Annotated in this window: 27 protein-coding genes and 1 other annotated feature; of the genes, 5 read left to right on the top strand and 22 right to left on the bottom strand. The window is 35.8% G+C overall.

Annotation, left to right across the window (positions count from 1 at the left end; translation table 11 throughout):
- Positions 1 to 171: 171 nt before the first annotated feature.
- The 9 genes from B3D98_RS04210 to B3D98_RS04170 all read right to left on the bottom strand — a co-directional run bounded on the left by B3D98_RS04210 (position 172) and on the right by B3D98_RS04170 (position 6,916).
- Positions 172 to 681 carry a hypothetical protein gene (locus B3D98_RS04210; protein WP_066037867.1) on the bottom strand — a complete coding sequence of 170 codons (510 nt, stop codon included), beginning with the start codon at positions 679 to 681 and terminating at the stop codon, positions 172 to 174.
- Positions 678 to 1,157, bottom strand: a complete 480-nt coding sequence (locus B3D98_RS04205) for an RNA polymerase sigma factor (RefSeq protein WP_048394585.1) — start codon at positions 1,155 to 1,157, stop codon at positions 678 to 680. The genes B3D98_RS04210 and B3D98_RS04205 overlap by 4 nt, the downstream gene beginning before the upstream one ends.
- A gap of 182 nt (positions 1,158 to 1,339) precedes the next feature.
- Entirely contained in the window at positions 1,340 to 2,134 is a 795-nt protein-coding gene (locus B3D98_RS04200) for a nucleotidyl transferase AbiEii/AbiGii toxin family protein (RefSeq protein WP_288580880.1), read from the bottom strand.
- A gap of 494 nt (positions 2,135 to 2,628) precedes the next feature.
- Positions 2,629 to 3,390, bottom strand: coding sequence for an ANT(4')-I family aminoglycoside nucleotidyltransferase (locus B3D98_RS04195; protein WP_288580877.1), 762 nt, complete (start codon positions 3,388 to 3,390; stop codon positions 2,629 to 2,631).
- A gap of 103 nt (positions 3,391 to 3,493) precedes the next feature.
- Positions 3,494 to 3,985 (bottom strand): immunity 22 family protein, encoded by a 492-nt coding sequence (locus B3D98_RS04190; protein ID WP_066037864.1) that lies wholly within the window; start codon positions 3,983 to 3,985, stop codon positions 3,494 to 3,496.
- Between the two features lie 4 nt (positions 3,986 to 3,989).
- Positions 3,990 to 4,544 (bottom strand): hypothetical protein, encoded by a 555-nt coding sequence (locus B3D98_RS04185; protein WP_288580873.1) that lies wholly within the window; start codon positions 4,542 to 4,544, stop codon positions 3,990 to 3,992.
- A 63-nt stretch (positions 4,545 to 4,607) separates the two neighbouring features.
- The gene (locus B3D98_RS04180; protein WP_269898560.1) at positions 4,608 to 5,396 is read right to left on the bottom strand and encodes a class I SAM-dependent methyltransferase; all 789 of its coding nucleotides are present in this window, start codon (positions 5,394 to 5,396) and stop codon (positions 4,608 to 4,610) included.
- The gene (locus B3D98_RS04175; RefSeq protein ID WP_288580868.1) at positions 5,384 to 5,815 is read right to left on the bottom strand and encodes a BrxA/BrxB family bacilliredoxin; all 432 of its coding nucleotides are present in this window, start codon (positions 5,813 to 5,815) and stop codon (positions 5,384 to 5,386) included. The genes B3D98_RS04180 and B3D98_RS04175 overlap by 13 nt, the downstream gene beginning before the upstream one ends.
- A gap of 471 nt (positions 5,816 to 6,286) precedes the next feature.
- Positions 6,287 to 6,916 (bottom strand): hypothetical protein, encoded by a 630-nt coding sequence (locus B3D98_RS04170; protein ID WP_288580865.1) that lies wholly within the window; start codon positions 6,914 to 6,916, stop codon positions 6,287 to 6,289.
- Between the two features lie 470 nt (positions 6,917 to 7,386).
- On the opposite strand from B3D98_RS04170, the gene B3D98_RS04165 reads away from it, so the two are divergent.
- Positions 7,387 to 7,644, top strand: a complete 258-nt coding sequence (locus B3D98_RS04165) for a hypothetical protein (protein ID WP_288580862.1) — start codon at positions 7,387 to 7,389, stop codon at positions 7,642 to 7,644.
- A gap of 173 nt (positions 7,645 to 7,817) precedes the next feature.
- On the opposite strand, the gene B3D98_RS04160 is transcribed toward B3D98_RS04165, so the two are convergent.
- From B3D98_RS04160 to B3D98_RS04140, 5 genes are all read right to left on the bottom strand, one after another.
- On the bottom strand, positions 7,818 to 8,018 hold the full coding sequence (locus B3D98_RS04160; RefSeq protein WP_004228479.1) for a hypothetical protein: 201 nt from the start codon (positions 8,016 to 8,018) through the stop codon (positions 7,818 to 7,820).
- A gap of 408 nt (positions 8,019 to 8,426) precedes the next feature.
- The gene (locus tag B3D98_RS04155) at positions 8,427 to 8,660 is read right to left on the bottom strand and encodes a DUF3953 domain-containing protein (protein ID WP_288580859.1); all 234 of its coding nucleotides are present in this window, start codon (positions 8,658 to 8,660) and stop codon (positions 8,427 to 8,429) included.
- 94 nt (positions 8,661 to 8,754) lie between these two features.
- Positions 8,755 to 9,219 (bottom strand): hypothetical protein, encoded by a 465-nt coding sequence (locus B3D98_RS04150; protein ID WP_288580857.1) that lies wholly within the window; start codon positions 9,217 to 9,219, stop codon positions 8,755 to 8,757.
- Between the two features lie 258 nt (positions 9,220 to 9,477).
- The gene (locus B3D98_RS04145; protein WP_288580854.1) at positions 9,478 to 10,038 is read right to left on the bottom strand and encodes a DUF4256 domain-containing protein; all 561 of its coding nucleotides are present in this window, start codon (positions 10,036 to 10,038) and stop codon (positions 9,478 to 9,480) included.
- Positions 10,039 to 10,056: 18 nt separating this feature from the next.
- The gene (locus tag B3D98_RS04140) at positions 10,057 to 10,344 is read right to left on the bottom strand and encodes an RNA polymerase alpha subunit C-terminal domain-containing protein (protein ID WP_054549422.1); all 288 of its coding nucleotides are present in this window, start codon (positions 10,342 to 10,344) and stop codon (positions 10,057 to 10,059) included.
- Positions 10,345 to 10,764: 420 nt separating this feature from the next.
- On the opposite strand from B3D98_RS04140, the gene B3D98_RS04135 reads away from it, so the two are divergent.
- Positions 10,765 to 11,052 carry a hypothetical protein gene (locus B3D98_RS04135; protein WP_288580851.1) on the top strand — a complete coding sequence of 96 codons (288 nt, stop codon included), beginning with the start codon at positions 10,765 to 10,767 and terminating at the stop codon, positions 11,050 to 11,052.
- Positions 11,053 to 11,244: 192 nt separating this feature from the next.
- Here B3D98_RS04135 and B3D98_RS04130 read toward each other — a convergent pair whose 3' ends face one another.
- From B3D98_RS04130 to B3D98_RS04100, 7 genes are all read right to left on the bottom strand, one after another.
- Positions 11,245 to 12,087 carry a DUF5700 domain-containing putative Zn-dependent protease gene (locus tag B3D98_RS04130; RefSeq protein WP_288580849.1) on the bottom strand — a complete coding sequence of 281 codons (843 nt, stop codon included), beginning with the start codon at positions 12,085 to 12,087 and terminating at the stop codon, positions 11,245 to 11,247.
- 515 nt (positions 12,088 to 12,602) lie between these two features.
- On the bottom strand, positions 12,603 to 13,073 hold the full coding sequence (locus B3D98_RS04125) for a peptide-methionine (S)-S-oxide reductase (RefSeq protein WP_257961122.1): 471 nt from the start codon (positions 13,071 to 13,073) through the stop codon (positions 12,603 to 12,605).
- Between the two features lie 189 nt (positions 13,074 to 13,262).
- Positions 13,263 to 14,624: an amino acid permease gene (locus B3D98_RS04120; RefSeq protein ID WP_288580844.1), complete on the bottom strand. Its 1,362-nt coding sequence runs from the start codon at positions 14,622 to 14,624 to the stop codon at positions 13,263 to 13,265.
- Between the two features lie 79 nt (positions 14,625 to 14,703).
- Positions 14,704 to 14,955 (bottom strand) — a binding site (T-box leader).
- Between the two features lie 156 nt (positions 14,956 to 15,111).
- A complete protein-coding gene (locus B3D98_RS04115) occupies positions 15,112 to 15,609 on the bottom strand; it encodes an AAA family ATPase (protein WP_288580841.1) in 498 nt (165 codons plus the stop codon).
- 190 nt (positions 15,610 to 15,799) lie between these two features.
- Positions 15,800 to 16,705: an NAD(P)/FAD-dependent oxidoreductase gene (locus B3D98_RS04110; protein WP_281216533.1), complete on the bottom strand. Its 906-nt coding sequence runs from the start codon at positions 16,703 to 16,705 to the stop codon at positions 15,800 to 15,802.
- Positions 16,706 to 17,167: 462 nt separating this feature from the next.
- Complete coding sequence (locus B3D98_RS04105; protein WP_066037844.1) at positions 17,168 to 17,785, bottom strand: cysteine peptidase family C39 domain-containing protein; 618 nt, start codon at positions 17,783 to 17,785, stop codon at positions 17,168 to 17,170.
- A gap of 205 nt (positions 17,786 to 17,990) precedes the next feature.
- The gene (locus B3D98_RS04100) at positions 17,991 to 18,404 is read right to left on the bottom strand and encodes a hypothetical protein (RefSeq protein WP_288580834.1); all 414 of its coding nucleotides are present in this window, start codon (positions 18,402 to 18,404) and stop codon (positions 17,991 to 17,993) included.
- A 586-nt stretch (positions 18,405 to 18,990) separates the two neighbouring features.
- Here B3D98_RS04100 and B3D98_RS04095 point away from each other — a divergent pair.
- Entirely contained in the window at positions 18,991 to 19,113 is a 123-nt protein-coding gene (locus B3D98_RS04095) for a YjcZ family sporulation protein (protein ID WP_081010967.1), read from the top strand.
- 144 nt (positions 19,114 to 19,257) lie between these two features.
- On the top strand, positions 19,258 to 19,464 hold the full coding sequence (locus B3D98_RS04090; protein WP_269898574.1) for a hypothetical protein: 207 nt from the start codon (positions 19,258 to 19,260) through the stop codon (positions 19,462 to 19,464).
- 36 nt (positions 19,465 to 19,500) lie between these two features.
- On the opposite strand, the gene B3D98_RS04085 is transcribed toward B3D98_RS04090, so the two are convergent.
- Complete coding sequence (locus B3D98_RS04085) at positions 19,501 to 20,382, bottom strand: hypothetical protein (protein ID WP_288580830.1); 882 nt, start codon at positions 20,380 to 20,382, stop codon at positions 19,501 to 19,503.
- Positions 20,383 to 20,516: 134 nt separating this feature from the next.
- Between B3D98_RS04085 and B3D98_RS04080 the strand changes: the two genes are divergently transcribed.
- Positions 20,517 to 21,155, top strand: coding sequence for a hypothetical protein (locus B3D98_RS04080; protein ID WP_288580827.1), 639 nt, complete (start codon positions 20,517 to 20,519; stop codon positions 21,153 to 21,155).
- Positions 21,156 to 21,237 lie beyond the last annotated feature (82 nt).

The raw sequence follows: 21,237 nt of genomic DNA, 5'->3' as shown, positions 1-21,237 counted from the left end.
ATTATAGTGACAATATTCTCTTTAGACAATACTTTTTTGTATAAAAATAATCATTTCTTTATAAATAGTATTATTCAATCTCGTTTTTAGGATAAAAAGGAATAAATAGTTAACCAGAAGCTATAAAAAAAGAATCTCCCCTCGGAAATTCTTTTTTGCGCATCTAAATCTTTATCGTATTGGATGTTCAAAATTCCAATTTGTATAAATGGCAGCAGCCTGAACTGGGTTCGAGGAGGTATCTTCTGTATAGCCACCAATTAAATTACCTACTCTAAAAGTAGGCTCAAATAGCTGTTCCTCCTTAGGTGGTGCTGTCGGTCCATCTATTCCTATTTTGGTTTTATCTGTCACGACTACTTCCATACCGTTATCCAATGTAAAGCTCAGCCCATCTTCTCCGACTTCTGTAATGGTCCCTTCGATATTTACTAGCGCACTTGCCGCAGGAGCTGAATGGTCCGCAACAATTCTCTCCGTCAAATCAATTGGTGTATCATGATTTATATTTACCATAGCAAGGACAGCAATCACTGCACAGGCTACTAAGCTTCCAACACTAATTCTTACTTTTTTCATAAAGGACCTCTTTTCATATTTCATCATCTCTTCCTGCATCTTACGCTTAAATTCCTCAGAAGCATGAATCTGCTTCATCACATTCTTATAAGCATTCATCATACTTTGCTCCCCTCTTCTAGAATCGTTTTCAGCTTCATTCGTGCCCTTCTGAGCTTTGAGCCTACTGTATTTACGTTGATCTCTAATAACTCAGCAATTTCTGCCGTTGTATAGCCCTCGTAATAATGTAAATAAACAATGACTCTCTCTTCTGAAGGAAGCTCAAAAATTTCAGTAAGAACCATCTGCTCCTCTTTTGCAATAAAGGCCATTTCGTCTGTAATGGGTACAGTCTTCTTCACACGTGAGGACTTAAAATAATCCTTGCACTTATTAAATGTCACCTTTATAAGCCAAGCCTTTAAATGTGCTTCATGAGCAAAGGGCTTGTTCTGCCTCATCAGTGTCATATAAACCTCCTGCACAATGTCCTCCGCCTCAGCCATATTTTTGGTCTGTTGCACAGCAATTCGTATGAGGGTGTCACTATATGTTTGAACAATTTCTTGCACACTTAAGCCAGCAAACTTTATCATATTTTTCACCTAACCTCCTTCATGACATAATACGATTCAACTTTATCTATTCGTGCAACAGATACACTTTAGCTACATTTTAATAAAAAGAAGAAACCATTCATGAGACATACAAATGTATCCCCCTGAATAATAGCCATGCAAAAACCCGCAAACCGTAGATGATTTGCGGGTCCCTCTCTTCATTGCCAAGCTCGATTGTTCCATTGCTTGAAAAATTCGTCCTCAGCCAAAATCGCTTCATAAACAGGGATAAAGAATTGTTTCAGAATCCCTGTCATCTCGAGTGTAGAAGTTAACTCGATTGTAAAATGATATCGATCAAATAAGTCCACAATATACGCCTGCAATCTTCGTCCTTCAATAGTTTGCGTTTGTAGCAATTGTTGTACTTCATTTATTGTTTTTTCAGTCTTTTCTAATGCGGGATACTGGTAAATTTCGATAAATTTTTGTGCCAGCACGAATTCTGTTGGATATGTATAAACCACCGCAGCCTTTTTGTCTAGCAAGCTCGGAAAATTAATGGTCTTTGGTGTTATTCGCATGTTTTCTTTAAAGGTAATCCTAACTTCTATGTATACAGTCATTTTGCCCAATGTAGCTGGTATGCTTAGTTGAATATTGTCATTCGATACAGACGATTCGATCCGCTGTGCATCCCATTCAATGCCATCCGCTGGTATTGCTAGTGAGCAAATTTCTTTAAAGGCCTGTTTCACAATATCGTGTTGATGAACGCTTGCTTGCGCTGTCAGCGTGACTTCTTTGGAAGGCTTCACCAATCCATTTGTTAAAGCAAATAATAATAGATCCCCATCTAGATAAAATTGATCTTCATAGGAGGATATGGATAGACGATAAAGCAGTCTTTCTTGGCAATAGCGTGATACTAGCTGATCCATATTGTCTTGCCGTATAGCCATTTCTTCTAATTGTGTCACGACATTCGTCGATAGTGTGTCGATATTTCCCATTGACATCCCTCACCTTTTTGATTTTTCTGATTTTTAATGCAGAATTTAGATTTTTACTAAAATTCATGCTTTTATTATCACTTATTTATGGAAGAGAGTAAACGGTAATGTATACCAAAAAGGCCTGTCATGGTTGGACATGACAGGCCTTAAAATTAGACAAGGGGCAGCCTCGCTGTTGCGAAACTACCCCTTTAGTATTTATAGGTAACATTCTCGTAAATTGTAAAAGTCTCAACCCAATCGTCTGGGGAATATTATCTTGAAACCAGATTCGTTTCATCACCGCGGTAAAATTCCACTGTGTGCCTTCTAACTTAAGCAACGCAAACCCTACCATCTTTTGCGTCCTTGCAGCCCCAAAGCATGCGCCAGTGTGAATAAGTATCTACAAAAACAAAAAGCAGAATGCCAGATTACGGAAATATGCTACCTAAAATAGCACGTGTTCTATTATAGCACCTTATACTACAAAAGTAAAGGTCTATAAAAAATTACCAAGGAATCTCCTTAGAGCATTTAATCTGATAACCCTTTTCAGTTGTCCATTGGAGAAGTGTTTGCCAAAAGTTTTCACAGGCAGCTATGATTTGCTGAGGATTCGTTAGATTGCCCGTCATGACCATTTCTGCTAATGCTTTTAACCCGTGTGGCTGATCATCCATCGCTAAAGCCTCAGGTAATACTTGTGCAGATGTTGTATAGCACTGCCTATGGTGTAATCCTACTATCATGGCACCAGTCATCGCTATTTTCATCGCCAGTATCGGCAAAAATGTGGTGGGACCCTGAACAGCTATGTTCCTTAATTTCCCCATGTATTCATACATTTCTTCTACAATGGTTTTGCAAATTGCTTCCTTAAATCGGGCATTCTCCACAGTGGCCGCTTTGTCTTTGAGTTCTAGAAAAAAGCCAGAAGGATCATAAAGTGGCTGTAAATCGAAAAACTTCCCATTTGTTAATGGCCAATCTTCCTCAACCGTTATTGCCTCTTCGATAATCACTTCTGCTTGATCGAAATTAACCTCTGCCTTCCAATCTCCTGCTGTCCATTCATAGCTATAGCTGTGCTCTAATTGATGACAGATACACTTAAGCTCAATGTCGGAAAACGGACCATCCGTTTTTCTTGCCAACGAGCCATAAATACCAATTGCTCGAACATTTCCTCCATATTTTGCGATAACTTGTTGCGCAATCGAATGGGCAATCTGCATGCGTTCATCACTTGTCTTTTTTCTTGGTCCAATCATTTACATCGCTCCTTTTATAAGTAAGATCGTTGTTATTGAACCAAGGTGGACCACGGGCTTAACGAGGAATTTTTGCTGGTAACATCATCAAAACCTCCTTTCATCACATTTCCTGCAATTTAATAGAGCATACAAAATCGATATGAAACGCTTCATGGCTTACAGATTGAATGTGACCCTCATATTTCATGTCATATAGTAAAATTATTGCATTATAAGCTTTCTGTAGTTCATTCCTCATTTTGGCTAGCACTTGATGTTTAAATTGCTGCGAATAGGAAAATTCATCACAAAGTAGTTGCTTAAGTTGGTTTGAAGCTGCTTCGTAACATAGCGCTTCACAAAAATCCTCGTCGAAGGTTAAGCCGAAATCGTATTCAAATTGATTGTAGAACTCATCATAAAGTGCTTTAAACTCTTCCTCACAAGTACGGTGCTGATTTTCTGGTAAAAAAAGCTTTGCTAACTTTTGTGAAAAGGCTTCGTCCGTTTCATCTTCTCCCTGATAGACAGTGGCAAGATATGTATGTAACTGTTCTTCGCTTGTAAAATTACCAGCCCATATGGAAACATAGCCATTCTGTTCATCATCCATGACCTCACCCCTTTCTCGAATAAATCAATGCACCGCCTGAGCCCATTATTATTAAATGCTTGCCAGATGGCGAAAATCCACATTTAATCATGCCATCCAATCGCTGTAAATCAATAGCTGTCGCATTTTTTAAATAAGTATAATTAGTTCTATAAAGATAATCGAGTACTACTGTTGCACGTGGCCACCAAGGATAAATAACTTCAACCTGCCAGCCATCTGCTGTCATATGAATCCCATCTCCAGCTTCAAAGCCGAAAATAGATATTGTCCCCTGAGGCAATTGAAACGTTAAACGGTCATCACTCATTCTGTCGTAGGTTTCATCCATATCTCGTTCTCGATGAAGACGACGACCTGTTATAGGCTCAGTGACACTATAGCCAGAGCCACTAATTAACACGATGTTTTCCTCATGATCCCAACCGCAAGCCAAAACACCATTGGCAGCAATGCTCGTTTCATACGCCCATGGAATAGGAGGTTTCGTGCAGATCAACGACTGTGCATTCGCCAGCAAGTCTAGCTCAAAGGGAGTTCGTTTATCATTGTTCACCATATTATTCCACCCTCCTCTTTTATTACCATATACTAAAAAAAGGCTTGTCTCAAGAACAAGCCTCTATACCTCTAACACACCATAATGAAATTTTGCAGTTATCCGTTCATGCTGCTGAAAGTCATAGGTCGCAAACCACTCTGAGCGAAAATGTGCCTTTAACACCACACGCTTTTTCGCTACACGCTTGGCTTCATAAACCCATTCATCGGTTAATGTGACATGCTCCCCTGCTAGCCGTAATGCCTGAAAATTATTGGCCTCTTCTATAACCTTCTCAAACATTGGGTCCATATAAACCACATCAAATGCGTTGTCTGGTAGGGTTTTTAAATAGCGAACAGCCTCAGACTGTATTACCTCGATGCGTCGCATACAGGCAGTTAACGGTAGCTCGGATGTATCATAGGCTTGCATCCCCTGTCTAACAATAAACGCTACATTTGGATTTGCTTCCAGTCCCACAACACGACCTGCTTCACCCACTGTATAAGCCGCTAACATGGCATCTGCCGCTAAACCTAACGTACAATCCAACACCGAATCCCCCAGTTGAAGCTGTGCCGCTCCCAAAAAAGGCTCTGCCTCACCACGGGCCACACGCTTTAATCGAAACGCCGCAGAATTGGGGTGAAAGAAAAACGGCTCCTGCGCCCCATAGGCATAATACTCAAAGCGATTCTTCCCAGCGACCATCACATGTGCCTGCAACTCCTGCGAAATTTTGCGAACAGAGCGCTTGTTCCGTGGCTCAAACGCAGCACCTAATTCTTGACACGCAAAAGCAGCGAGCGCCATCGATACATCGTCTGGTCTGCCCGCTGTCGTCACAATCGTTTTTAGTTCTCGCATGTTTGCTCTAACACGCCAGTTAAATGAGAGACAATCTGCTCCACAGGGAATCCCTCAATTTGTTCACGTGGGATAAAGTAAGCCAACTCCCCATCCTTTAAAATCGCCATTGATGGTGAGCTAGGTGGCACATCCTCAAAATAACCACGCATCGCTGCAGTCGCTTCCGGATCCTGCCCCGCAAACACCGTCACAAGATGATCTGGCTTCACCGCTGCTATTGCCTCACGCGCCGCTGGACGAGCAAGCCCTGCCGCACAACCACAAACCGAGTTAATCACCACTAACGATGTTCCCTTCGTCACCGCCATAAATTCATTCACCGCATCCGCAGTCGTCAGCTCCGTAAAACCAGCCTCCACAAGCTCCTCACGCATCGGCTTCACAACCTGCTTCATATATTCATCATAAGCGTTCATGCTTTTACCCTCTTTCCTATGTATTCGCAAACCTTATTATAGCAAGGTTTTGTGTGAATGTACAAAGACATGCTTTTTGCCTGATTTCGTGGATTTTCGGGGGGTGTGACTTTTTTATGATTGCACAATTTGAACAATCAAAGCTTTCATTATGTTTCATCGCTTCTAGTATGTATTCATATAATATTTAATTACTAAATATACCAATAATACAAAAGGAAAAAGCCCAGGCTCAAAATTATTGAATACCTGGGTTTATCACAAAATTATTTACTTTTGGACTTTCTTATATTCCTTACATAATCCATTATTAGAAATACAACCATAGTGATAATACCGTACATTATCGTCTCTTTACTATCAAAATAGTAGTCCTCTTTATTATAAATAAACTTAGAAATGTTTATAATTATCGCACCGACTATAAAATAAATTAGAAAGTTCCTGATTAATTTCATATTTTATTTTTCCTTATTCACAATTAGAACTTCCTGGGAATAGTTTGTTCATCTTAGTAGAACAGCTTACTGAGATAACACTAAGATTTATTACTAAACCTGGAAGTGTTGCACCTGCAACTTTTTTAGGAAACTCTTTTAAAATTAATTTTGCAGCTTGTTTGAAATTAGATGCTCTAATTGCATCAACAATAATCGTTAATGATGTAGCAATACCAAAATAACTCGATAAACCTTCTTTAATACATTCATTTTCTGCTGCTCTAAATTCCATTGTTTCTCTTTTACCATGCCATTCACAAGCTACTGCAAATAGTGTAATTTGTGGTTCAGATATTATATTAACGTCTTCAGAAGAAATTAGTAGGTTTTCTACTTCTAATCCCTCAATGATCGCCTCTTTCATAGAATTACCTTTTAATTCTGTCTCTATTATTTCTCTATCATAACCTACAATAACTTCTTTATTATTTTTTAAAACTGCTTTGTCAAAAATCAATTCAAGTGCTTCTGCTAAATCATTTTCTAATTTTTGTTCTTGATTCATACTTTCAACAGTACTAATTGCATACGAACTAGAGACCCCTGAAAAAAGTAACGTCATTGTGATCATTAAAATAGTCATTAATTTATATTTTCTCATGAAATAAACTCCTATTGTAATCTATTTAGTAATAGTTATTGAATTACTATAGTAAATATCCCTCGAGGTAATTTTATCCTAACATTCTTAACTTTTCTAAATCAATACTCAATCAACGCCATTTTTTTGGCGTTTATTATGTATATTTTGGCGTAATTTATAAATAAAAAACAAATCACGCCACTTATTTTCTCAAGGCTTAAAGGTGCCATCATCTGATCTGATTATTACCTTTACTCTAAATCTAACAATCACTGTTCTTCCCCACAACCTAGTTAATAAAGCCTGAAAATCAATTACTAAAAAAAGTAAATATACTAAATCTTTTCAAGTTCAGTACGATAACAACTATGGAACTAAAAATGTGAATGGGAAGGTGACAATTTATCATGATGACGACAAAATTTTCTAATATGCAATATTTAATGTCACGTAGATCCTCGTCTAAGTATTATGGGTTGACGCGACAAATGAACAAGGAAGTTAAAGCTACATCAAAAGAGGATCAAGAAAAAATAAATAATGTAAATAAAATTCTTGAAGAAAGTAAAACTTCTAAACTATCTAGCAATCAAATTGATACGTTAAAAAGCGCTGTAAAGCAAGGGTTATTAGGATCTAGTTCTAATCATTTAAGCCCATTAGGTATGTATAACTATAAAAAATCAATCACAAGTTCGAATTCAAACTTACATTCAACTTTGAGAGCTTATCGAAACTCTATCTAGTTTTTAAACACCCTTTAAACCTATTAAAGGGTGTTTTGTCTTGTAAGACAGGTTTCATATCATGGTATTCAATTAACCAAAGTCGAACATCATGTATGCTTTTAAATCCTTATCCCTTTTAAACGTCCACTATATAAAAAGGATCACTTTCTTATCAGTGACCCTTTCAACGATTATTTAAAATTCTGTGGTTTTACCACTTTAAATGAAGCGACTTCCCCGCAGTTTTTACAAAAAGTCATTTGGAGTGGTGACCCTACCGCCATGATTGCGCCAATAGGTCTTATATTGCCCTGGCTTGTAGTACCTCCCACCTGTCCAGTTGTAAATTTATCTCGACCACAAGCCTTGCACACTAATTTTTCATTCTCCATCTTACCACCTCATTATGTAATTTATGTAAATTATAGCATAAAAACCTTTAGTATGAGCGACGAGCGGTCTGCCCCATCAAATGATTAGCATTAAGTCATATTCTTATTATTCATTTTGTTAATTCTTGTAGAGTGTAAATGAAACGGTTAAAACGGAGGAAAAAACGTTTGAATTTCCTGATGAAATTCAAAAAGTAATTGTGATGGGACAAGTGGCAAATCGTGAGATAAAGAGACGGACTATTGAACATGCTGATGATATCGACAGAATAAAGAAACGCCATGCAAATTTTAACTGAATCCCATACAAATATAGGGCTATTATATAAGTTGAAAGTGATTGATGAAAATGGCTGGAAGGACTTGATTGATGTATGGTATTACGAAAATTAACAGTGGTTGCTTCCTTTAAATCAAGACAAAGCTCTGAACGGACACATAGATTGAAAATATAGATACCCCCATTAGGAACCAACCATAAACTGTTCGCTGTTTTTGAAATTCTTGAATACCTAAAGTGAACATGAAAAAGCCTAAGAACAATATCATGAGGTAATTCAATTGGAAATCTCGTGTGATTAATCCGTAAGTTGCGAGAGATATGCCTGTGATGGAAAAAATAATTTTTAAACAATTTAACATAACTTTCCACCTCCTGCTTAGTTCATCAAAAAACCAGCTCTTACTTAATGTAAAGCCACATTCATCTGAAAATGTGGCTTTGTATCCCTATGTATTAAACAGTTTTTTCTAAGCTTATACTTTTTACCTTATAATTATAGAATCTATAGGTTTCACGAGATAAATAGTATAATGACATTATACAATTTTTAGTAATTATTAAACCTAACACTAATATTACTCCAAAAATTGCACCCATTGTAGCGGATCCATCGTTTCGTCTCGAAAATATGGATTCTAATACGGCAGTAAATGCAACAATACTTATACCTGCAGATGCAGCACCGAGCAATGGTTTTACAGAATTATATCTAGTCATAAATAGTATCGTTACAATTAAAAATATTACAGCAAAGAATTCAACGATAGAATTATTACCAAATTTTGTAGCAATATCTACTAGAAAAATAGATAATAGTGCAATAATAATTAATGACCAACCATAAATTACTGAAGCTTTTAATTTTTCTTCCTCGGTTTCAGCTTTAAAGATATAGTTTAATACTAATTTAAAGACCATCTAACAACCTCCTAAAGTAACTTCTGAAAATATTTCCTAATAAATTAAATTATACCTATATTTAGAAATATTTCTACATAAATATATACATTAATATAAAATATTTACATGACTAAAGTTATAAAATAGCCTGTTCCATAATAGAATAAACTTGAAAAACGCTACTCAATTTGAGTAGCGCCTAAAAAATCAATTATGAAGTATAGTTTTAAATTTAATTAAACGATACTAAACTCTAAAATAAGATAAAATTTAAAATTAAACTCTTAACGATCCACGGAAGCCTCTTGCTGCGTAGTAGGATTCTGCCCCATTGTGGTACATAAAGACCATGTCATAGCGACGGTCGCAGAAGATGGCACCGCCTAGTTTGCGAATGTTGTCAGGTGTTTGTACCCAGCTTGATGTTTTTAAATCGAACTTGCCAAGCTCCTGTAGTTGGCGATATTGCTCCTCTGTTAACAGCTCAATGCCCATTTCCTTGGCAACATCCATAGCCGTATTTTCAGGCTTGTGATTTTTTCTAGATTCCCATGCTTCACGGTCATAACATAAACTTCTGCGACCTTTAGGACTTTCCGCAGAACAATCATAAAAAATGAACTCGTCCGTGTTTGCATCATAGCCTACTACATCTGGTTCACCGCCTGTTGCCTCCATTTCGTGGAGCGACCATAGTTTCTCCCTATTAACCTCTAGCCTAGCTTGGACATTTGCCCAATCAAGCCCTTCATGACGAGATGTATTTTTCTCGAAGCGAACTTGCAAAGTATTGATTAGTTCCTCGGTTTGCTCTTGTGATAATTCTTTCGTTGACATTGTTGTATTCCCCCTCACTTATTTAAATGACAAGCCTTCTTCTTTCAATGATGATCTCATAATTGGTAAGGAGGCTGGTCCAACACCATGCAATTTTAAGATATCCTTTTCCGTATACATAGATAGTTTTTCCAACGTATCAATACCTGCGTGTACTAATGCATTTCTTGCAGGTGAACTCAATTTGGAAAGGAAGCCACTGCTAGGTTTATTTTCCTGATCACAGGTAGGGCAGCTTGGACAATCTGTGCTTTTGTAAAATGGATGTCCTTTTTCACAAACTTTTAACCTTTTTTCTGCCAATATCATCCCTCCAAACCCAATGCTTTTGTCCATTTTACCATATTTCATCAAAGGGATTGAAAATGGAAACTTTAATTTTTCTGCAATTCACGCTCTAATGAAGTTGCTGCTACATTTACGATATAGCAACTTTCAATAGTTAACTTTAGCCAAATTCAATTACTCATCAAAAAACCTGTTAAAACAGCCTAACCTCAACATTGGACCAGATAAACCTCTTGAACAAAATGAACGGTAAGTTTTTTATTGGAAATCTATACTGCAAGGGAGTAGCATCCTTGGATTTTAAATCATTGGTAAAAGAATATCTTGATATGATACAAGCAAGAGCTGAACGAGAAGTATTCTCCTAATACGATAAGAACATACTGCTACAACTTATGGTATTTCATTGTGTATTTGAAGAAAAAAGGGTTGGATATTTTGGATTTAGACGGTAAACCTGATGTTCTTACTAACTTCAAATTGTGGCTCAAGAACCCATATAGATTTCATGGAAATGAGGAGAGGTTAGATTACGAATATGTTAAAGATGACCTTAAAGTTTCTACTGTCAATGCCATCATAGATAGGGTAAGTTCTTTATTTCTTTGGCTTAAAGCTAGTGGAAGGATTAAAGAGAATCTGGTTGTGTATCGTAATGTCATGTTTACAAATGCGATGAGAGATAAAGATATATTATTTCCTACTCAGAGAAGCAAGTTGAAATAAGTTCGAGCAACACCTCTCGTAAATACTTGTTTTAAGATAAATAAGAAGAATCCATTTTGAAAGAGATTGTTCAAAATGGACTCTTCTTTAGCAGTTTTAAGTTTGTTTTTATAAAAAGCTTGTTCATTTTCATCCTCTGTTACTCGACAATCGGGCCCGAATGTCAAATAACTTAACTCTAATTAAATCATTTTAAGTAAGTTCTAAAAGCACATTCTCTATTTCTTTATTGAAGGTAGATTCTTTCCAAAGTGTAACAGCCTCTTTCTCTTGATACTTTTCAATTAAGATTTGAATCACATTGTATCCAATAAAATACCCTAAACGTGTGAAACCAAAGTTGGAACCTCCATTAATTGAAAACCATTCATGGATAATTTCAGGTAGTGTACGTTTGTTCATATCTCCCAAAAAACTAGTGATAATATCTTTTTTGTTATCTTCTGCAAATCTTAACCATTCTTCTCCAGTATCATCGTATAAAAAATAGACCGATTTATCAGCATCAGCAACTTGTTCTGAAAAATACGTTGCACAACCTTCCTGAAATAGCGCTGTAAAGGGATGAAACCACTGAACTTTAGACCAATCCATACCCTCCTGATCTGATAAAATATTATGAAGCGTATGACCAAATTCATGAGCAATAATTACTTTTAAATGCTTATCATTAGAAGAGAGCTTTTCTAAACAAAAAGTCACTTCAGGAATAATTTGACGATGTGTAAATGCATTTGACCCATATGCTCCAACAATAATATGTACATCTTTAGTGAACTCGACATTATATTTTTGTCTGTAAGTTAACACAACTTGTTGAATTAGACTTTCGATTTTTCCACTCGATTCCTTTATCTCACTCATTTTGGAAGGATATTTTTGAATTGCGTTTTTAATCTTCTCATCTGCATTTTTACAATGATACAGAAAATATTCCTTGAAGTGTTGGGAGAACTTTTCATGGTAGTTTTTTAAGAACCGCTCCGAAGGCTTGTAGTTTAATAAAAAATATGGAACTGTATTATAAATGTTCATAATTACCGTCCTCCATTATATAACAATCCTCTTCATTAATTTGAACTATACTTTTAAATTTCTCCAAATAATTTTTAGTTCCTGCTTATTTCATACAGTTTTTTCATCAAAAATTTATTATAACTAATCGAACTTAATTATTATCAATCTTTATTAAAAGGCCACAAAAAAAGCCTGTATCCATAATTACTTGGTAATTGAAGATACAGGCTTTATCTTTAAAAAATAATAGTGATGTATTGATTTGATAATACATTGTTCAATACTATATACCAATACACTATCTTCCTTATTCTAACTATCATTTTTAGGTATAATGTTTACAAATAGCTGTCTCTCTCATTTTACTTGAATAATTCCGTTTGGAACAAGCCTACATAGAACGGGTTTAGCTACACCGCACTAGCCCTTCTTACGCACTTATCATTTCCTTCTAATTTTCTGCATTTTAGCAAATACATAACCTGATAATCCAAATGACGCACTAATAACATAGAAAGGTCTCGTAAATTCCGTTATTTATATTTATTTAAAATTTCTGCGGGAATATGACAATAATCATTTGGACATCTGGTTAATCTATCTTGATGTTCCTCTGCACTTCTGACATAGTTTGTAAGGGGCAACACTTCAACCATTATAAACTCGTAATCATTTCGCTCTCTAAGAAATGCCTTCGCCTCTTTTAAATGCTCAGGATTTTCACTATATACGCCTGTTCTATATTTTTCGCCAACATCCTGTCCTTGTCTATTCAAACTGTAAGGATCAATGATTTCGAATAAATAGCCCATTAAATCTCGAATGGTTACAACTGTTGGATCAAACCCTGTTTTTACACATTCAGCGTATCCATCATAATCGCCCTCAAGCGTACGACTTGTTCCATTCGCTCTTCCTGCTTCTGTAAACGTAACTCCTGGTAGTGTTTTTATAAAAGCTTGTACGCCCCATAAACATCCACCAGCCAAATATATTACTTCCATCATGAATCTCCTTTTTTGTCTAAATACAGATCAATTTTATTATGAACCTATTCATAAAGGAAGGCACTCATCACATTCTTTACTAATGGCTAAGAATTATTAAACCTTAGATAAACGTAATGAATCGAGTATACCAAAATGATTTTTTAACAATTTGCGCAGTAGAAGTATCAGTATAAAAAGATGTAACTACTTTTTAACATGTATTACTTTGTAGCCAATATATAAGATGAAAAACCAAACTGGTGCCACATATAGGGCAACACGCATATCTGGAATAAACGCCATTAACACAATCACCATTAATAAAAATACAATAGCAATATAGGTAGAAAGTGGATAAAGCGGAATTTTGAATTTCAGTTTGGCTCCTTCCTCTTTCGTTTTTGACTTCCTAAATTTCAACTGTGCTAATAAAATAATCATCCAGCTTGTAATAACTGCAACCGTCGCAACTGCAGAAATATAGATGAACACTTTTTCAGGTACTACATAGTTTAAGACAACCGCGATTAATAACACAGCTGACGAAAATAATATCCCTCGACTCGGACTACCGTTTTTGCTTACTGTTTTAAAATATTCTGGACCATTTTTTTGTACCGATAAGTTGTGTAGCATACGTCCTGAACCATATAAGCCACTATTAAAGGCAGACATTGCAGCTGTAATGACGACAAAGTTAATAATGTGAGCCGCAGCAGGGATACCGACGTAATCGAAAATTTGAACGAATGGGCTACCTTCTGAGCCAACTTCGTTCCAAGGATAAATAACCATCATAACGCCTAGCGCCCCAATGTAGAAAATTAAAATACGCCAAACGATGTTGTTAATCGCTGATGGAATGGACTTGCTAGGATTTTTTGCTTCTCCTGCAGAAATACCCACTAATTCAACCCCACCGAATGAGAACATAACTAATACGAGTGACATTAAAATACCATGGAAACCGTTTGGCATGAAGCCACCATGTGCCCATAAATTATCAAAGCCAATTGCTTCACCGTGGTTGCCGACACCGAAGAAAATAATGGCTAATCCTAGAACGATCATCCCGATAATTGCCACAACTTTAATCATCGCAAACCAGAATTCGAATTCTCCGTATGCTTTTACATTTGCTAAATTTACAAGCGTCATCATAACAAGGACGACAAGAGCAGTTACCCATTGTGGAATATCTGGAAACCAGTAGTTAATATATACACCGACTACTGTTAGTTCTGCCATGCCCACGACAATCCACATGAACCAATATGTCCAACCAGATAAAAAACCAGCAAAGCGCCCTAAATATTTATTCGCGTACATACTGAATGAGCCTGATACAGGTTCTGCTACTGCCATTTCGCCTAATGCACGCATAATGGTGAAAATAACTAACCCGCCAATTAAATAAGCTAGTAAAATAGATGGTCCCGCCATTTGAATGGTTGAACTAGAGCCATAAAATAAACCGACCCCAATGGACCCGCCTAGTGCAATTAATTGCATGTGACGCGTACTTAATTCCCGCTTTAGTTGTGAATCTTGATGATTATCTTTCATAATGCTTACTCCTCATACGTTTAAATTTTCAAATACTTGCTCAAAAAAGGAATAAAAAAAAACGCCCTTTTGGATTAACCAAAAGGACGATTCAACTCGTGTTACCACCTTTAATTTATAAGCAATTCACATTACTTACCTTAAGAAGTACGGTCATTTGACGATACTCTCGCACATGATTACGGGTGCTTACCGGCGTAGCCTACTTAGAAAAATCCTTTCGGTACACAGCTCCAAGATGAATTCTCAATCGTTTTACATGTACCTCTCATCGACCGGTAACTTTCTGTTCGTAAAAATAATTGATACTACTTCTTTTCATAGCCTTTGTTCTATACAAATATTTTTGAATTGTTTTTCATTTTACAGAAAAAAAATAGTTTGTCAATATAATTTTTAAAAATTCTTCATAAACCGCATAAATTACATATGACAATTCTATAGGCGGTTTAGTCAAGCTAATTTTTCCTGGTGCTATAACTCTGTGTTATTCTTTCCCACTAAACTCCCATATATTTAAACCCTCGGAAGCTTCTGGTGCTTCAAAAAATTTAGTAACTTCAATAAACGTCGCTTCCGTGTCAAAAGCTGCTCTTTCGGGTTGTTCGTTACGCCTTTGCGCAATTTGACGCAAGCATTGCTGGTTATTTAAATTAAGGTAGATTAGTTGATGGTTTGCATTGACCTCTGAAGCTATATCCAAAAACCACTTTCGCTGTTTTTGAGTGTTACCTGGAAAATCCATTACTACATGCGTACCAACACTTAAAATGTTTTGGACATGCTTTTTCAACATCGGCTTGAGCTGTGCTGATAATTTTAGATAGTCCTCAAATGATGTGATCTGATTGGGATAAAGAGAGGAAAGCCATTCATCCTCAGATAAAAGTACCGCATTTTTTTCTTTAGCCAATTGTTTTGATTTTGTTGATTTTCCCGCTCCCATTTTTCCACAGAAAAAGTATAGAGTCCCCACTTGTTTCATGTTTTTCTTCCCCCGAGCTTTTTTTATTGGTTTTAGTTGTTACCCTATCCTTGTAAAACGAACAACAAAAACGGATTCTACAAGCAAAATCCGTTCTTCGTCATTTCTTATAGTAACTCTAACACAATATTTGAGAATACATTAGCTGATATGTTATTGCTAAGATCCTATTCCAAGTGTTTTGGCGTCATCAAAAGCGTTCCATCGTTAAATCAGTATTTACTGAAACAGCAGCTTTATTACCTTTGGCAGCTGAAATCATTAAAGTGGAAGGTTTAGATCTTTCGGTTTCCCCTGCAATATATACATTTTTTTGAGTTGTTCTACCAACACCATCTGTTATGACTTTTCCATCTTCGTCAATATCACAGCCAAGCTTCTCAGCAAACTGATTGGGGCGATAATAAGAGGGGGCCACAAATCCACCCGACCTTATAATGGTGGCTCCGGATTCAAACTCTATTTTTTGCAAGTACCCATCATTACCTATGAAGTCTTTTACCTTTTCTGATATTATTTTGATATTGTGTTTTTGTAACTCCATTTCACCTTCTTTAGATAAGTGAGCTCCATTCGTTAAGACAACCAAATCCTGTGACCAATTATAAATCAACTTAGTCAAATGGAGTACATGCTCTTCTTTTTCTGCCATCACCACTAATGGCTTATCCTTTTGCTCCCAGCCATCACAATACGGACAACTAAATAGACTTTTCCCATAAAACTTTCTTATACTTGGTATAGTAAATATTTCTTGAACACCGGTGGCGAGTATTATTTTTTCTGAAACTAATTCCTGACTCGTAGATGTTTTGACAGTAAATCGCTCATTACCTATATCCTTTATAATTTCAGTAACTGTCGCATTAAGATAGGAGACGGACGGGTAATTCACCAACTCTTTTAAAGCTATTTCTTTAAATGCTTGTGGTTTTATTCCATCACGCGTAATAAATCCATGTGACGCCTGTGTCACTCTATTCCTATTTGTCCCATCATCCATTAATGCAATATTTCTCCTAGCTCTTCCTAAAGTTAAGCCAGCACTTAACCCAGAAGGACCTCCGCCTATAATGATACAATCAAGAACAGTCATTTTTACCTCCACAATAATTTGCTTTCTTTTGAATTGTAATTTGCATTCGAGAACTACATTATTTCCTACATCATGGATTTCCATTCTTTACACACTAAAAAATAACGCGGAGTTTTTGTTTATTTCGTATTAAAAAAGACGCATTCCTTTTTAAAGAAATGCGCACAATTGTGGAAGATTTTTTTAAGATAAATTTGATAATAGTTGTTCAATAGCTTCTGAGTCTTTCGGGTATGCATGAATAAATTTTGAAATTTCATTGCTATCCTACCAAGCAATTTCTTCATCTAAGTCTTGATATTGAATGTCTCCACCAGTTAGTTCACATAAAAAATATTGCGTTGTTAGTTTATATTATTTGATAATTTGAGTGTTTTTTCTTATTGCAAAATCTCGCCCGATTGTTAAATAACGTTCAACTCCTGTTTCTTGTTATTGTAAACATTTTAAATGATAAAACAATTAACTAGACTGTGTGGCGTCTACGGCTATGTAAGTATTGCTATAAAGAAGCATATGAATTCTCTTTACATTCCATAGTTTCTTAAATTCATTAATTGGAACTTTTCGATTATAGCGATTGTGTACATCATCACAATTCACCAGTTTCTTTATTGATTCTGAAAGGTAAATATATTCCTTGTCATAGCCTACTACTGGGACAAAATGCAGATAGTTACGATCCTTTTGTGTTTTAATAAAAACAATCACGGGAGTTCCTTTACTAACTTCATACTTTAATGTACTTACATTTCCTTTATGATATTTTGTTTTAAAACCCTTTTTTCTTAACACCGTTCGGATTCCCTTTGGATATACAGTACCAACCCTAGTTTTACTAGGAAAATGCGTATATAACCCTTCACCATCATCTTCCATGCCAAAATGACGTAATAGATATGCTGTTGAAAATGCTGCACATTCGTTATTCTTTTGAAAATCTATTCGATTGTTTTGTTGAATAAGATAGTTAGCTGGAAAATCTCTTCTCTGTAAAACAGGTATGGGTAATGTCATTAAATATGCATTAATAATAGTTGATATAATAATCCATAAAATAACTTGACTAACTATAAACATACACGACCCCCATATCTTTGTGTCTAATTAAATCGATATTCTAAGTCCTTTTTTCACTATCCGCTCCGTTTTTTAGTATATTTTATTTCTTCTTCATTTCAACATAATTATCCAATTTTGGTTTATGTTTTACTTAATTAAATGCCCGTTTGTTGAATAAGTCAAACGTTGCTTTACTATACCAGTTTCCTAGCATCTCACTCTTTCAATATTTACTTGCTACATATTTCATCACAGCCTGGATTGTAAGGACGAAACTAATGATCGTCGATAATAAAAGCTCCATTGCTTCATGTTGATTCCATATCAGCCCATATCGCATGAACAAATAAAAGCAGCTTGCCAATGCATGACAGGTAAATAGACTTCCCCAGATCACTGCCTTTGACCTTTTATAAGCATTACTACCCCTTAAATATTTCATATAGTAGAAACAAACAGCACCTATTCCTATAATGAACATTGAGGTCTGAACAAAAGATGTTGTCACAATCATCGGTTCTTCGTGCGGCATATCCACATAGAGAAGGTTTCCAAGGTGAATTATGTTAAAGCTCAATAGACAAATTACCACATATAAAAACAATAGCCATTCGGCAGTTATCATGAACCATTTCATTATTGTCTCTACCATCCTCGTCTAATAACCTTGTATTTTCTTTATTTGCTAAATATCTACAAAAGGGACAATAATGATCTCTCGCTCTGAAGATCGCACGGTACATTTCGGACCAAGGAATGGTATCTTCACAGCTATCACATTCTACATAAAGATCAGGTAATAAACCCTTATCTAACAAAACATCCCACTGTGTGTTGGTTAATCAGGTCCATTTTTTATACTATCTATAATGATTGCCACTACTTCCCATCATAAATTCGATTTGACTTCACTAATTCTGTTAAGTAAGCCATACATCGGGTTAGATCACTTATGATTTTTTGCTTTAGCTTTTCCCTTAACATGTAACGCCCGCTTTCTTTTCTAACTTTACTTGCAAACCTAAAACACCACTCTCTAATTATGTAAAAAAATAAAAATTAAGTAAATGAAAAACCTTCTTCTATAAAAATAATTTACAAGTATGTTTTCATCATTTTTTAGAACCATAGGGTAAATACCATTTCTCCTTTCTGCCAGCATACATATTATAGGTTGTAGAAAGGAGGGATTTTCAGTGGGATACAACGGAAACGTAGGTAACATGAACAACAGCTGCTATTACGGCGGCGACTCTGGCGGTGGCGGCTATTACGGTTCAACATTCGTATTAATCGTCGTTCTATTCATTCTTTTAATTATTGTTGGCGCTTCTTTCTTGTACTAATCATCCCAATTAGCACCTAACCCTTTTACAGACTTTAGGAGTCTGTAAGGTCAAGGGTCACTTTACCAGCCTAGTGACCCTTTTCCTTTTCAGATAATCGTGCGATAATCAAATTTGAAATGGTAAATTTGAGGTGAATTTTACATGTTGCGAGTATTTAAAGCATTGCTAGGCATCGCATTGATTATGGTTGGCCCTATGTTGATTGTCATTACGGTTGACGATACTGTATTTCTCAAAAATATATTATTAAGAATCATTGGTGGTCTGTGCGTTTTACTGGGCGTTCATTTATTACATAGACAGTTTCATCCGAATTCATACACAAGTAAACCCACGAGCTCCAATTAAAGAGCACTTGGGTTTACTTAAATATTTAGAAAAATATTATTCCTTGGCAAAATATTTTGGGTCTATTTGAAGAAGAATTGTATTCATCTCATAAAAATTTCCTGATTTAAATTTTTCCTCATGAGTAAACCCTTGTTGTTGTTGAATAAATGCTAACCATTCTTTTTCTAACTCACTACTACTCTTTCCGTAAACTTCCTCTAATTTTTGCGCTAGTTCTTTCTCGTTATATATATGTTCAAACTTTTCGAGTCCGTAGGTATCAATTAAATATGTAACAAATGATGCCGCATGCGTATAGCTCATCTCCATCATGACTCGATTCTGTTCTTCACTTGAAAGTGCTGGGCGAAAATAGACATCATCTTGATTTGGATCAATTAACTTACTAATAGGAATTAACTTATCTGAATCCAAATAATGCTTCATGTATTTTTCAAAGTATAATTTATTTTTTCCATATTGATCCTCCATATAACTCGCAAAACCCTCTTGTGTAAAATAGCCATGATCTGATTCGAAATTGTTGCCATAGCCAAGTAAAGAATGGGTCATTTCATGGACTAGTGGATAGATATCTTCATTAACACCAGTTAGTTCGATTTTCGATGCAAACCCCCAGGATAGACCGTCTTCCTTAAACCATACGTTGATATGCTCAGATGGCGTGTAGGAAGTATGTATAGAATTCTTTATGTGGTCGTATACTGTCACAATTTCATCCTTTATAGCCTCTACTTTTTCTTGTGGAACACCAATCTCATTCTTAATTTCAAAGGTTATTTTGCCATCCTTTGTGACCACAATATTTTCATCGTTTTTCTCTTCCTGTATTTGTTCTTTAGGTTGAACGGTTTCTGCTGTACAGGCTGTTAATAGCAATGTGCAAAGAAGGATTGTGCCTCTCCATTTAGCCATAATTACCTCCTAAAAAAGTATTTTCCAGTATATACGAAACTTAAAATCCAAAAGTTTCATTTTTAAAAGAAAAATAGGGAAAATTAGACAAAATTATTTATAATGTTAGTAGACATGGCAAAAAGGAGGTCGCAATGAACAAAAGTACATGTATTCATTACAACCCACGCTATGGCTGGGATTTAAATAGTGATGCAAATTTAGAAATGCGGTTATTTGCCAAAGCACAGCGTAGACAAGTAACTATTCTCAGCTATGGATGTGACTTAGATCATCACACCATTAAAAAAATTGCTCGGCACTACCTCACTAGGAAAAAATCTGACGAAGCCAAAGAAACATTAGAAATAAGATATGATACATATGATGCTAATTCAAGTAAACATGAAGAAAGTCAATACTATTGGAAAACCTATTTCATTAGTGAAAGAACATTAGCTGCTTTCCTACAAGCGCTACGTCGATTATCTGGTACACATATTCACTGTGAATTTAATGTGCGGGGACATTTTGAAGTAAGGATAAATGGTGTGGAATTTTCTACACGTGTATTAAAAACCCTTGATTATCCATCAATGTATAAGGAAGATTTAATCGGACGCTATCTTTTATTTATTGATACAGAATCACCTGACAATGAAATAATACGTCATAAAATACACTTGCTCCCTAAAGAGCTGCAAAGTCTCTCTCTTCCCTTAGACAGTTCACAGCTCCAATGGCAACTATTAGTAAAGGACTGGATAACAGCTATTCTTCGCTACGATGTGTAAATTTCAGCATATTCAAGATGATGGTCTATAAAACAAAGTAATCTTATCATATAAATAGAAGTAGTGTTAAGCGAATTCGTTT

The sequence above is a fragment of the Lysinibacillus sp. UBA5994 genome (assembly GCF_002429725.1).
Taxonomy (GTDB): Bacteria; Bacillota; Bacilli; order Bacillales_A; family Planococcaceae; genus Lysinibacillus; species Lysinibacillus capsici.
This window is presented reverse-complemented; position numbering and strand designations above follow the sequence as displayed.